Source organism: Rhizobium sp. R711 (assembly GCF_002211365.1).
Lineage (GTDB): Bacteria > Pseudomonadota > Alphaproteobacteria > Rhizobiales > Rhizobiaceae > Rhizobium.
This window is the reverse complement of record NZ_LOKZ01000037.1, coordinates 199659-213148: the sequence shown is the minus strand read 5'-3', so window position 1 is coordinate 213148 and position 13490 is coordinate 199659. Positions and strand designations below refer to the sequence as shown.

Annotated in this window: 11 protein-coding genes and 1 pseudogene; 9 read left to right on the top strand and 3 right to left on the bottom strand. The window is 60.8% G+C overall.

The annotated features are described in order from the left end of the window. Window positions 1-72: 72 nt before the first annotated feature. The 7 genes and pseudogenes from ATY80_RS25910 to fabI all read left to right on the top strand — a co-directional run bounded on the left by ATY80_RS25910 (window position 73) and on the right by fabI (window position 8475). Window positions 73-1089: an ABC transporter substrate-binding protein gene (locus tag ATY80_RS25910; protein ID WP_088695147.1), complete on the top strand. Its 1017-nt coding sequence runs from the start codon at window positions 73-75 to the stop codon at window positions 1087-1089. Then, window positions 1086-2125 (top strand): annotated as a pseudogene (locus tag ATY80_RS25905) (iron ABC transporter permease). The gene ATY80_RS25910 and the pseudogene ATY80_RS25905 overlap by 4 nt, the downstream one beginning before the upstream one ends. Beyond that, on the top strand, window positions 2122-2886 hold the full coding sequence (locus tag ATY80_RS25900) for an ABC transporter ATP-binding protein (RefSeq protein WP_088695146.1): 765 nt from the start codon (window positions 2122-2124) through the stop codon (window positions 2884-2886). The pseudogene ATY80_RS25905 and the gene ATY80_RS25900 overlap by 4 nt, the downstream one beginning before the upstream one ends. Window positions 2887-3195: 309 nt before the next feature. Continuing rightward, window positions 3196-5445 carry a DUF3141 domain-containing protein gene (locus ATY80_RS25895; RefSeq protein ID WP_088695145.1) on the top strand — a complete coding sequence of 750 codons (2250 nt, stop codon included), beginning with the start codon at window positions 3196-3198 and terminating at the stop codon, window positions 5443-5445. Between the two features lie 53 nt (window positions 5446-5498). Next, window positions 5499-6473, top strand: a complete 975-nt coding sequence (locus ATY80_RS25890; RefSeq protein ID WP_280950703.1) for a phosphate acetyltransferase — start codon at window positions 5499-5501, stop codon at window positions 6471-6473. 4 nt (window positions 6474-6477) lie between these two features. Continuing rightward, window positions 6478-7650: an acetate/propionate family kinase gene (locus tag ATY80_RS25885; protein WP_088695143.1), complete on the top strand. Its 1173-nt coding sequence runs from the start codon at window positions 6478-6480 to the stop codon at window positions 7648-7650. Window positions 7651-7692: 42 nt separating this feature from the next. Then, window positions 7693-8475 carry an enoyl-ACP reductase FabI gene (fabI, locus tag ATY80_RS25880; protein WP_088695142.1) on the top strand — a complete coding sequence of 261 codons (783 nt, stop codon included), beginning with the start codon at window positions 7693-7695 and terminating at the stop codon, window positions 8473-8475. Between the two features lie 93 nt (window positions 8476-8568). Here the strand turns inward: fabI and ATY80_RS25875 are convergent, their stop codons facing one another. From ATY80_RS25875 to ATY80_RS25865, 3 genes are all read right to left on the bottom strand, one after another. Next, the gene (locus ATY80_RS25875) at window positions 8569-8808 is read right to left on the bottom strand and encodes a 4-oxalocrotonate tautomerase family protein (protein WP_088695202.1); all 240 of its coding nucleotides are present in this window, start codon (window positions 8806-8808) and stop codon (window positions 8569-8571) included. Window positions 8809-8890: 82 nt separating this feature from the next. Beyond that, window positions 8891-9604, bottom strand: coding sequence for an SDR family oxidoreductase (locus tag ATY80_RS25870; RefSeq protein WP_088695141.1), 714 nt, complete (start codon window positions 9602-9604; stop codon window positions 8891-8893). A 138-nt stretch (window positions 9605-9742) separates the two neighbouring features. Next, window positions 9743-10675: a LysR family transcriptional regulator gene (locus ATY80_RS25865; RefSeq protein WP_088695140.1), complete on the bottom strand. Its 933-nt coding sequence runs from the start codon at window positions 10673-10675 to the stop codon at window positions 9743-9745. 230 nt (window positions 10676-10905) lie between these two features. On the opposite strand from ATY80_RS25865, the gene ATY80_RS25860 reads away from it, so the two are divergent. Further along, a complete protein-coding gene (locus tag ATY80_RS25860; protein ID WP_088695139.1) occupies window positions 10906-11583 on the top strand; it encodes a type 1 glutamine amidotransferase domain-containing protein in 678 nt (225 codons plus the stop codon). Window positions 11584-11717: 134 nt separating this feature from the next. Further along, the gene (locus ATY80_RS25855; RefSeq protein ID WP_088695138.1) at window positions 11718-13484 is read left to right on the top strand and encodes a cytochrome c biogenesis protein DipZ; all 1767 of its coding nucleotides are present in this window, start codon (window positions 11718-11720) and stop codon (window positions 13482-13484) included. Window positions 13485-13490: the final 6 nt, after the last annotated feature.

Below are 13490 nucleotides of genomic sequence, written 5' to 3'. Positions count from 1 at the left end.
CGCGGCGTGCCGTCATTCTTAGCGGTTGCGCCGGCAATAAACGCTGGTTCCTTCCTCCCAATCGAGATCCCTATGCGTAAATTTCTTGCAGCCATTGCACTTGCCTTCGGCTTTGCCGGCTTGACAGCGCCAAGTCTCGCCGCCACCCAGTACCCATTGATCATCAACAATTGCGGCCGCGAGGTCGTCTTCGACAAGGCGCCGGCCAAGATCGTATCGATCGGTCAGGGGATGAGCGAAGTTCTTTTCTCGCTCGGGTTGGCGGATAGGATTGCCGGAACGGCAGTTTGGGTCGGCCCGGTCTTGCCGCAATATGCCGAAGTCAACGCCACGATCAAACGGCTTGCCGACAACGATCCGAGCTTTGAATCCGTCGTCGGACGGGAGCCGGATCTGGTTGCCGCCGAGTTTGAATGGCACGTCGGCCAACAGGGGTCTGTCGGCAAGCGAGAGCAATTTGCCGAACTCGGCATCAACACCTACATCGCGCCGGCGGATTGCGTCGCCAAGATCAATGCCGACAGCGGCGACGGCGTTCGCAAGGAACTGTTCACGATGGACCTGATCTATCGGGAGATCGCTGAACTTGCCGAAATCTTCGACATCAAGGAACGCGGCGATGCGCTCATTGCCGAACTGAGGCAGCGCGAAGCGCGGGCGGTCGCATCGGTTGCAGGCGCCGCTGCGAAGAACCTCCCGGTCGTCTTCTGGTTCTCCAGCAAGGAAGTCAACGGAGATGCATTCATCGCCGGAAAGAACAGCGCCCCTGCCTATATTCTGAAGACGCTCGATGCGCAGAATGTGGTTGCGACAGAGGAGGAGTGGCCGCTCGTCGGCTGGGAGACGATTGCGGAGGCCAATCCGGCTGTGATCGTTATCGCGACGATGGATCGGAGACGGTATGCGGCCGATGACCCTGCGGTAAAGCTCGACTTTCTGGCAAAAGATCCGGTCACGAGCCAACTCGATGCCGTCAGGAACAAGCGCTTTGTCATGATGGATGCCCAATCGATGAACCCGACGATCCGGACGATCGACGGCATCGAGATACTGGCGAAGGGCATCAATTCCTTCGGTCTGGCGCAGTGAGCGGCGCCGTTCTCAAGCAGCAGCAATGGTGGGCGCATGCTGCGCTCGTCATTGCTGCATTCTCCTTGCTCGCGCTGATGATCGGTCTTGCTGTTTCGATAGGGGAAATATCGATCCCGCTGGCGACGACCGCGAAGGCCGTGTCGAACCGCCTGTTCGGTTCGGTTTTCGAGCTTAGCCGCATTCATCAAGGCATCATCTGGGACTATAGATTGAGCCGTGCGTTGGTAGCTGCAAGTGCCGGGGCGTCCCTCGCGCTCAGCGGGGCAGTTCTGCAGGCATTGCTGCGCAACCCGCTAGCAGAACCCTATGTGCTCGGTGTTTCCGCAGGAGCCTCGACCGGCGCGGTTTGCGTGATGTTGCTCGGCTTCGGCTATGGTGTTCTGAGCCTGTCAGGTGGCGCGTTCATCGGCGCTGTTGTCGCATTCCTGCTCGTGGCCTTTCTTGCGGCAGGCGCCGGAGGTAGCAGCGAGCGCATCATTCTTTGCGGCGTCGCCGGGTCGCAACTCTTCAACGCAGTCACGTCCTATATCGTCACGACTTCGGCAAATGCCGAGCAGGCAAGGGGCGTCATGTTCTGGTTGCTTGGGTCGCTGAGCGGCGTCCGCTGGCCTGACGTCTATCTGGTCGTGCCGGTGACGATGTTCGGTTTCGCCGTTTCGCTGTTCCATGTGCGATCGTTGGATGCGTTCGTCTTCGGAACGGATGCAGCGGCATCGTTGGGCATTGCGGTCAGGCGCGTGCAGGTGGTGCTTCTTGGAACGACGGCGTTGATGACCGCAACCGTAGTCAGATGGTTGGCGCAATCGGTTTTGTCGGGATGGTCATCCCGCATGCCGCGAGGTTCCTCGTCGGGGCCAGGCATGATCGCCTGCTTCCGGCGACCATGTTCGGCGGCGGGATCTTCCTAATCGGTGCCGACATCATCTCGCGGATCATCATCCCGCAACAGGTCCTGCCGATCGGGGTCGTCACGGCCTTGTTCGGTACACCGGCCTTTGCGGTCATCCTGTATCGCGCTCGGAGGACCGCATGAGCATCAGGCTCGAAGATGTAAGCTTTGCAGCAGGCAACTCGCTGATCGTCAACGGCGTCAGCCTGACGGTGCAGACAGGAAAGGTTCTAGGCCTGCTCGGGCCGAACGGATCCGGCAAGTCGAGTCTGTTGCGGCTGATCTGTCGTTTGCGCAAGGTGCGCAGCGGTATTATCCGCCTGGGCGAGAGCGACGTTACGACCTTGGCGCGGAGCGATCTCGCGCGCCGCATTGCTTTCGTCGAGCAGCAGGCCACAACCGAGACGCAGTTGACGGCAAGGGATGTTGTACGCCTCGGTCGCACGCCACATCGCGGCGTCCTTTCACCCCTGGGAGTAAAGGACGATGCTGCAGTCGATGAGGCGCTGTCCCGCGTCGGCATGGAAGGCCGAGCGACGCAACTTTGGCAGACGCTCTCCGGCGGCGAGCGCCAGCGTGTCCATATCGCGCGTGCCCTTGCGCAGAGCCCGGCTGAACTACTCCTCGATGAACCGACGAACCACCTCGACATCCAGCATCAGCTCGAAATCCTGGGCCTGATTTCCAGGCTCGGCGTCACCTGTGTCATCGCCCTGCACGATCTCAACCTAGCCGCTATGTTCTGCGATCAACTGGCTGTTCTCCAGCAGGGTTCGGTCGTTGCGATCGGGACTCCGCAGCACGTTCTGACGCGGGATCTGATCGGCGACGTGTTCGGCGTGCAGGCGCATGTCGAGACGTCTCCGATTCATGGGCGATGCAACATTCAATACATTATCGCCTGACCGGCTTCTCAAGGAGAGGTGCGCGGCTGGGCTGGTCATCGAGCCTTGTCAGGGCGAGATGGAGCAGGCCTTCGGGCCAAGAGAGCTCGCCGAGAAACCGGCCTTCCCTACATGGGCGCCATTCAAGAACGGCGTATGCTACCGTAAAATACGTTGGGTGCTCCGCCCGATGCGCCTATGCTGCACCTGCTAACAAACATGTGTCTGACAGCGCGAGCTGTTCGTTCACAGAGTGGACGCAGAGCGAGAATACTATCCCGAGCATAGGAACTTGATCCTCGATGAGAGGGTGAACGAGGGAGCTTTGGCATGCGGTACTCTTCCTATCTTCCGGCGGCCGGTTTCGCCGCTCAGTTTGGCCCAGCCGGTCTTGCTTTCGATTATGCCTTGGATGCCGCTCAGCGCAGCGTGCTGTTCTGGGACGTCATGCGCAAGCGCGGCAACCAATACCGGGCTCATGCCGAAGCGACAGCGCCGCATGTTCTAAGCTTCACACCCGAAATTGTGCTCGATGGACGCACGCTTGAGCGGCCGGTCAACTACGCGCTGGTCCGGATTGTCCCGCCTGATGGAATAGAGGTTGACCAGACACGCCGACCGTTTGTTGTCGTCGATCCGAGAGCCGGACATGGGCCGGGCATCGGAGGGTTCAAAGCAGACAGCGAAATCGGCGTCGCGCTGAGAGCTGGGCATCCATGCTATTTCATCGGCTTCCTTCCCCAGCCGGTGCCCGGACAGACGATCGAAGACATTGCTCGAGCGGAAGCGATCTTTCTGGAGAAAGTCATTTCGCTGCATCCGCAGGCCGACGCCAAGCCCTGCGTGATCGGAAATTGCCAGGCGGGCTGGGCCGTCATGATGCTCGCTGCCATGCGCCCGGAACTCTTCGGATCGATTATCATTGCCGGCGCGCCGCTGTCCTATTGGGCTGGTGAGCGCGGCAAGTATCCGATGCGCTATACGGGCGGGTTGCTGGGTGGCAGCTGGCTCACCGCGTTGACAAGCGACCTTGGCCACGGACAGTTCGACGGCGCCTGGCTGGTTCAGAATTTCGAGAACCAGAATCCTGCCAACACGCTCTGGACCAAGCAGTATAATCTCTACTCGAAGATCGACACCGAAGCGCCGCGCTACCTCGGCTTCGAGGAATGGTGGGGCGGACACGTCAACCTGAATGCCGAAGAGATCCAGTTCATCGTCGATGAACTCTTCGTTGGCAACAATCTCGCGGCAGGTCGTATCGAGGCATCCAACGGCGAGGCAATCGATCTTCGCAACATTCGTGCGCCGATCGTGGTCTTCTGCTCCAAGGGGGATAACATCACGCCCCCCGCACAAGCGCTCGGGTGGATCCTGGATCTCTATGATGACGTAAACGAGATACGATCGCACGGGCAGACGATCGTTTACACCGTTCACGAAACCATCGGCCATCTCGGGATCTTCGTGTCCGCGAGCGTTGCCCGCAAGGAGCACGGGGAATTCTCCAGCAACATCGACCTGATCGATGCGTTGCCGCCAGGCCTCTATGAAGCGATTTTCGAAGCTAAGACCGATGAGACCATCGGCGGGGATCTCGTCGAGGGCGATTGGATCATGCGCTGCGAGGCAAGGACGCTCGATGATATCAGAGCGCTCGGCTGCAATAGCGCCGAGGACGACCGCCGCTTTGCGACTGTCGCCAAGGTGTCGGAAATCAACCTCTCGCTCTATCGGACGTTCCTCCAGCCTGTTGTCCGTGCGATGATGCCCGAATGGGCGGCCGATCGGTTGCGCGAAACGCATCCGCTCCGGCTGCAGTACGAGCTGTTTTCTGACGTCAATCCCCTGATGGCGCCGATTGCAGACCTTGCTGTCGATGTGACGGACGAGCGGCGCCCGGTTGCTGCGGACAATCCCTTCCTGGCGTTGGAGCAGGCATTCTCCCGGCAGATTGTTGCGGGGCTGGATGCATGGCGCGAAGGAATGGAGGCGTTGAGTGAGGCGACGTTCCTCTCCGTCTATGGTTCTCCGCTTTTGCAGGCGGCGGTCGGTATCGACCCGTCGGATACGAAGCCACACCGGCGTGCCAGCAAGACCGGACTCCATCGTCAGGTCCTCAGGACGAAGGTGGAGGAACTCAAGGCGCAGATCGGCAATGGCGGGCTTCGCGAAGGCCTAGCGCGCAGCCTGCTTTACGTCGCCATGGCAAGTGGCGCAGCCGATGAGCGTGGATTTGCCGCGATCCGGCGGATGCGGAGCGCCGAGAACGGAATGCCTGCAATGACGCTTTCGGAGTTCAAGGCGTTGATCCGTGATCAGTTCCTCATGCTGCTGATCGACGAGGAAGCTGCCGTGAATGCAATTCCCGGTCTATTGCCGGCAGAGGAGGATGTTCGCCGGGAAGCGCTTTCTTCCCTCCAGCAGGTTTTGAATGCGCGTGGGCCGCTTTCCGAAGAAGCCGAGCGGCGTTGGCAGCGGATCGTCGGGCTCTTTGATCTTTTGTCGGAGCCGCTTGCCGAACCTGCTTCGCCGCCGAAGAAACCAACGCCAGTCAAGGCCGTGAGGCGTGCAAACTAGCCAAAGGTTGCGCAAACGTCGGGGATTTGCCCTCGTCCTTCAACACGGAGCATGTGCAGATGTCGGATTTGGACAGCATTGATGAAGAAGCTGGTCGTCATCAGAAGTATGAGCGGCTGATCGCAAAGGCAAAGCAGGTCCCGCAGATGCGAACGGTCGTCGCCCATCCCTGCGACGAGACATCGCTGCGTGGAGCGGTCGAGGCGGCCGAGGTCGGGTTGATGCGTCCGATTCTTGTCGGGCCAGCAGAGAAGGTGCGCGCGGTCGCCCAGTCACACAACCTCGATATCTCGCCGTTCGAACTGGTCGACGTGCCACATAGCGATGCAGCGGCGGCCAGGGCAGTAGAGATCATCCGGGAGGGCGGTGCCGACCTCCTGATGAAGGGGAGCCTGCACACGGATGAACTCATGCGGGCCGTGACCTCGTCCACCACCGGACTTAGGACGGCGCGCCGGATCAGCCACGTGTTCGTCATGGATGTCCCGCACTATGCGGAAACGCTATTGATCACCGATGCCGCAATCAACATTGCGCCGGATCTCGATGCCAAGCGGGATATCATCCAGAATGCGATCGATCTCTTCACGCAGGTCGGCCTCGGCGTACCGCGGGTGGCGATCCTTTCGGCTGTCGAAACCGTCACGTCGAAGATACCCTCGACCATCGACGCAGCCGCTCTCTGCAAGATGGCCGAGCGCGGGCAGATCACGGGTGGCATTCTCGACGGTCCACTTGCTTTCGACAATGCGATCGACCCGGAAGCGGCAAGGATAAAGGGCATACAGTCGCCGGTTGCCGGACATGCCCAGATCCTGGTCGTGCCCAATCTCGAGGCCGGCAACATGCTGGCGAAGAACTTGACTTTCCTGGCACGGGCGGATGCGGCAGGCATCGTTCTCGGCGCGCGCGTGCCCATCATCCTGACATCCCGCGCGGATTCGGTCCGGGCGCGTCTTGCCTCCTGCGCCGTCGCAGTCTTGCTTGCCGATGCGCGTCGTCGCACCGCGCCGATACAGGGCGGTTGAAGCCATGGATACCATCCTCGTCGTGAATGCCGGTTCATCGAGCCTGAAGTTCGAAGTGTTTTCGGTCGCAAATTCGCTGGTACGGCTGATTAAGGGACAGATGGAAGGGATCGGAACCGCGCCGCACCTCGCCATCAAGAGCGCCGGCGGCGAGCGACTGGCGAACGAAAATTATCCGCTCGAAGCTGTTCCCAACCTGCCGGCGGCGATGCGTCTGGTCGGAGAATGGCTGCGGCAGAGGCAGGAGGGGCGGCTGATTGCCGTCGGTCACCGTGTTGTCCACGGCGGCCCCAACCATTCACGTCCGGCGCGCATCGATACGGAGTTGCTTCGCGAACTTGAGCAGTACGCGCCGCTGGCGCCTTTGCACCAGCCGAACAATCTCGCGCCGATCCGTGTGCTGCTGGAACGCCAGCCAGAGTTTCCGCAAATAGCGTGCTTCGACACGGCCTTTCATCGCGGCCATGACCCGATGACGGACCACTATGCGATTCCCCAACGTTATTTCGAGGAGGGCGTCCGCCGCTATGGCTTTCACGGCCTGTCCTATGAATATGTGGCCGGAAGGTTGACTGAGATCGCGCCCGCTGTCGGCAAGGGACGGGTTGTCGTTGCGCATCTTGGGAGCGGTGCATCGATGTGCGCGTTGCATCAGGGCGTGAGCGTCGAGAGTACCCTCGGCTTTACCGCGCTCGACGGCCTGCCGATGGGCACGCGATGCGGCCAGATCGATCCCGGTGTGCTGCTATACCTCCTCCAGCAGCATGGCATGACGGCACCACAACTGCAGGACCTCCTCTACAAGGAGTCAGGCCTCAAGGGGCTTTCCGGCATCAGCAACGACGTGCGCGACCTGCTTGCCAGCGACGAGGCCAGCGCGAGGCTCGCGCTTGACCATTTCGTCCATCGCATCGGCCTCAATGCTGGTGCATTGGCGGCTGTGCTCGGCGGGCTGGACGCCTTCGTTTTTACCGCTGGCGTCGGGGAAAATTCGCCGGTGATGCGTGCACGGATTGCAATGAAGCTGGAATGGCTTGGCGCCTTCCTCGATCCGGCGCGGAACGACGCCGGTGATTTGCTTGTCTCCAGCGACGACAGCAAGGTCGCCATCTATGTTGTGCCGACAGACGAGGAACTGATGATCGCGCGGCATACGCTCGCGCTTATCGCAGCATAGGTCGCGCCACGTGCAAGTTTTAGGGCTGAAGAGAGGGCTGACATGATTCCCGAGGTAAAAGCCAAGCTTCTCGAAGGAAAACGCGGACTGGTGGTCGGCATCGCGAACGATCAGTCGATCGCGTGGGGCTGTGCCAGAGCGTTTCGCGCCTTGGGCGCGGAGCTCGCGGTGACCTATCTCAACGACAAGGCCAAGCCCTATGTCGAGCCGTTGGCCGAGGCGCTCGAAGCGTCGATCTTCATGCCGCTGGACGTCGCAGTACCGGGACAGCTCGAGGCCGTTTTCGATCGTATTACGGAGCAATGGGGCGAACTCGATTTCGTTGTGCATTCAATCGCCTTCTCACCCAAAGATACGCTGCAGGGACGTGTCGTCGATGTGCCGCATGACGGCTTCCTGAAGACGATGGACGTCTCCTGCTGGTCGTTCATCCGCATGGCCCATCTCGCCGAACCGCTGATGAAACGCGGCGGCACGCTGTTCACGATGACCTACTACGGCAGCCAGATGGTGGTGAAGAACTACAATGTGATGGGTGTCGCCAAGGCGGCTCTCGAAAGCGCCGTTCGCTATATTGCCGCCGAACTTGGGCCTAAGGGCATACGCGTTCACGCCATCTCACCTGGCCCGCTGGCGACGCGTGCGGCGTCCGGCATCCCGGAATTCGACGAACTCCTGAGCAAGGCGCAGGAAACCGCCCCGACTCGCAGCCTCGTCTCCATCGATGACGTTGGTATGGCGACTGCTTTCCTGGCTCATGACGCGGCGAGATTGATGACGGGCGATACGATCTACATCGACGGCGGCTATCACATCATTGACTGATGCGATGCGTGCGGGTTGCTCTTCAAGGCAATGCACAAGCCCCAAGACCCGCCGCCTATGTGGCGACGGGTCCGGCACGGGCGTTCGGCAGCGTCAGGAATTGGCTGCGGCGGCGCGCTGTTTGCGGTATTGCACAGTGGGCAGACCGCCCCAGCCCCAATTGTCGAGATCGACTTCTTCGATGACGACATAGGTGGATTCAAGCGGCTTGTTGAGGACGTCGAGCAGCACTTGGCTGACGCCCTTGATGATCGCGGCCTTTTCCTCGGCCGTTACCGAATTGCGGTCGGGTGTGCTTCCCTCGCGGGTAACCTGTACAGTGACGATAGGCATTGTAGTCTCCAATGAAAGAGAATTGTTTGCGTCTTTGACGGCAGCCGCGCTGCTGCAGCGCAGCTGCTCCGTGGTGTGCTGGCTACCAGCGGCCGGCGTTCGCGCCGCCGTCGACATGCAGGATCTCGCCGGTGATGAAGCCCGCGGTCTCGAGATAGAGGACGGCGTCGACGACGTCGCGAATGTCGCCCATGCGGCCGACCGGATTTAGCCCGGCGAGTGCCGAATGCCTTTCGACCGGATGCATCGGTGTCTTGATAATCCCTGGAGAGACCGCGTTCACACGAACGCCGCTCTTCGAGAACTCCATCGCCAGCGACCGGGTGGCCGCGTTCAGACCCCCCTTGGTCAGGGAAGCAAGCACGGAGGGCACGCCAGCGATCGGCTGGTCGACGAGGCTGGTGGTGATGTTGATGATGTGGCCCGAACCCTGTTTCACCATCTCCGCGGCGACGCGCTGGGTGATGTGGAAGAAGCCGGCCACATTGACACCGAGGTTATGGTCGTAGTCTTCCTGGGTCATTTCGACGAACGGCTTGGCCAGGAAAACGCCGGCATTGTTCACCAGTGTGTCGATACGGCCGAAGCGATGAAGCGCCTCGCGGACAACGCGCTCGGCAGTTTCGGTCTTGCTGATATCGCCGGGGACGGCGAGGATGCCGCTGTCCGAACTGGGCTCGATCGACCGGGAGGTGGCGACGACGTGATAGTTCCGGTCGCGGTAGGCCCGCACCAATTCTGCGCCGATGCCTTGCGATGCGCCTGTTATAATGGCGACCTTCTGTTGCATGCTCATGATGTGATCCTTCCAATTGCCGCGGCCGTTGCATTGGGCCGCCCTACGCCCTCGGCGTTGGTGCAATTGATTTAGATCCGTTCTGTATCTGGGAGAATTGTCGATGATTGGACGACAATCAACCGAATTTCGGCATAATCAGGCGAGAGTGCCTGCAGCTGCCGCCATTTGCGCGAATTCAGAGCGTAGGCGAGGCGTTGCGAAATCCACGAAGGCGCGAACTTTCGGCACCGACATGCGGCCATGCGGCGCAAGCAGATGCACGGGCAGCGGTGGGTATTCGGCGTCGGCGAGGACGATCTTCAACCGTCCGTCGCGCACATAAGATGCGACATGGTAGGAATAGAGCCTCGTCAGGCCGCCGCCAGCAGCAGCGGAAGCGGCGGCGGCACGAACGCTATTGACGATGCACCGCGGCGCGAAGTGAACCGTGCGCGGGATAGAGGAACCTTTCGTCGGCGTGAAGCTCCAGGAATCCAAGCCGAAATTACTGAACGCGACGATCTGGTGCTTCGCCAGGTCTGCGGGTTCGTTGATGCGCGGATGGTCGGCGAGATAGCGAGGGGAGGCGACCACGACGCGTCGCACGTCGCCACCGAGACGGGTGGAGACATGCGAGGAGTCCGACAGGTGGCCGATACGCACTGCGAGGTCGACGCCCTCGTCGACGAGATTGACGAACCGGTCCAGCATCAGAAACCGGACAGAAACCGTCGGGTGAAGGTCAAGGAAGTCGTCCAGTATCGGGCGCAGCACTTCTTCTCCAAGAATCGGCGGCGCCGAAATGGTCAGGGTTCCGCGCGGTGCCGCCCGCTCGCCACCCGCCAGCATGTCGGCTTCCTCAAGATCGACCAGCACGCGCCGACAGGCTGCCGCATAGCGTTGACCTGCCTCGCTCAGCTTCAGCGTCCGGGTCGTCCGGTGTAGTAATTCGACACCGACATGCGCCTCCAGGAAGCTCAGGGCGCGACTGACTGCCGTCGGCGATCGTTTGAGATTGCGGGCTGCTCCGGCGAGACTGCCCTCGTCAATCGCCGTCACAAACACCTTCATTGCGTCGATGCGATCCATTGTGCCGCCTCGCGGAATAGTGATTGTCCGGCGGCGAGTATTCACCCGAAATCGGCAGGAAGTAAATACCGGGAGGTGGGGCAGGACAGGTTGCGCCGCCGCTCTATCTGTTCGGTAAGCCGGCACCTGTTCGGGGGTCGATGACAAGCCCAGCGGGTGAAGTGCTCGCGGGATACGAGAGTGACCGGCCAAACCGCGTCTTGCGTTCGCTCAACAAAGGGAGATTGACGATGAAGATTCTGATGGTTTTGACGTCGCATGATCAACTCGGGAATACCGGCAGGCCAACCGGCTTCTGGCTCGAGGAGTTTGCTGCGCCCTACTATGTGTTCAAGGATGCGGGCGCCGAGATCATCTTGGCGTCGCCGAAGGGTGGGCAGCCGCCGATCGATCCCAAGAGCGACGAGCCGGCCAACCAGTCGGAGGCGATGGCGCGTTTCAAGGGCGATCCTGCCGCGCAAAAGGAACTGGCAAACACGGCAAAACTCAGCGACGTCAAGGCGGAAGGTTTCGACACCGTCTTCTATCCCGGTGGCCACGGTCCGATGTGGGACCTCGTCAACGATAGGAACTCAATCGCCCTGATCGAAAGCTTCTACAATGCGGGCAAGCCGATCGCCTTGGTTTGTCATGCTCCCGGGGTCCTAAAAAAGGTAACCTATCAGGGGCAGCCGCTCGTCAAGGGCAAGCGTGTCACCGGCTTTGCGAACAGCGAGGAGGAGGCTGTCCATCTCACCGAGGTCGTGCCCTTTCTCGTCGAGGATGAGTTGAAGCGTCTAGGTGGACACTATGAGAAGGCCGGCGATTGGATCGATTTTACAATTGTCGACGGACGGCTGATAACGGGGCAGAACCCAGCGTCATCCGGCTCGGCTGCCAAGAAACTGCTGAAGCTCCTGAACTCTTGAGCCAGCGGCTGAGGTTGCGTGCATTCTGATACAAATCGGGTGGAACACGACATATCCAGGATACTTCGGACTGATCCCCTGCAGCCACCGTCAACGACCAGTGCGTAAGCACCGGTCAACTGCAGGGTACGAAAATGATCCTATTTCTCATCGCCTATCTTGCAGGGGCGCTGACCATCGTCAGCCCCTGCATTCTTCCGGTCCTGCCATTCGCCCTGTCACGGGCAGGTCAACCGTTTACAAGAAGCATCCTGCCGATGCTATCAGGCATGATCGTGACCTTCGCCGGTGTCGCAACGCTTTCCGCGGTCGGTGGAAGCTGGGCCGTGCACGCCAACGAAATCGGCCGATATGCCGCCATTGCGTTGATCGCAGGCTTCGGCGTGACGCTGCTTTCACCGCGCATCGCGGCGGTGGCAACGCGGCCGGCCGTCGCACTGGGCAGCCGCCTCTCTCAGCGGGCGAGCGGCAAGAAGGGGAGTGCCGGCACCTCCTTCCTTCTCGGTGTCGCGACCGGTCTTCTCTGGGCACCTTGTGCCGGCCCGATCCTCGGGCTTGTCCTGACCGGTGCCGCGCTGCGGGGGGCGAACGTGCAGACGACGCTCCTCCTGACGGTCTACGCCGCAGGTGCAGCTACCTCGCTTTCAATGGCTGTTCTTGCCGGGGGAAAGGTGTTTGCCGCGATGAAGCGATCGCTCGGGGTTAGTGAGCATCTGCGGCAGGCGCTCGGCATCGCCGTGTTGGCCGGCGTTGCGGCAATTGCTCTTGGACTGGATACTGGTTTGTTGTCGCGCATCTCCTATGCGAGCAGCACCCGCATCGAGCAGTCGCTGCTCGATAGGCTGCATGACGCAAGCGATGTCGCCGGTAAGCCGACCGGCAATGCGATGCAGCTTGCCGCGAACGATGCGCGCAAGGGATACCAGAGCGATTTGCCGGTGCTTGGTCGCTTCGTGTCGCTTGACGGTGCGGTGGAATGGCTGAATTCGAAGCCGCTCACGGCCGAGGAATTGCGCGGCAAGGTCGTTCTGGTCGATTTCTGGACCTACTCCTGCATCAACTGCATTCGGACAATCCCCTACGTGCGGGCCTGGGCCGAAAAATATCGGGATCAGGGCCTCGTCGTGATCGGCGTCCATTCGCCGGAATTTGCCTTCGAGAAGCGGATCGACAATGTCCGTCAGGCGATTGACAAGTTTCAGATCGGCTATCCCGTCGCGATCGACAACGATTTCAAGATCTGGCGGTCATTCGGCAACAACTACTGGCCTGCCCACTACTTCATCGATGCCGAGGGCCAGATCCGTCACACCCAGTTCGGCGAGGGAGACTACGGACAATCCGAACGGGTGATCCAGGATCTGCTGGCGGAAGCCGCGGGCAGCAGGAAGGCCGACGCGGCCACCGTCACGCCGGACGCCAAGGGCGCCGAGGCGGCGCCCGACCTCGCGCAGTTGCAGTCCGGTGAATCCTATATCGGCTACCTCCGCGCCGCCAACTTCATTTCGCCGGAAGGTGTGGGAGCAGATGTCGCGCGTGATTACACGGTGGGAAAACCTAATCTCAACGAATGGGGTTTGACAGGCAAGTGGACCGTCGGCGGTGAGCAGGCCTCGCTGGATCAGGCCGGCGGAGGCATCACCTACCGGTTCAGCGCGCGGGATCTGCATCTCGTGCTTGGACCCGGCACGGACGGCAGGAAGATCCGCTTTCAGGTGAAGGTGGACGGCGCAGCGCCAGGCGCGGACCACGGTTCGGATATTGACGCCGAAGGCAACGGCACTGTTTCGGAAACCCGGCTCCATCAATTGGTGCGCCAGTCGGGAGACGTGCGGGAACGGACGTTCGAGATCCGCTTCTTCGATCCTGGTGTCGAAGCATTCGTCTTCACTTTCGGATGAAAGGAC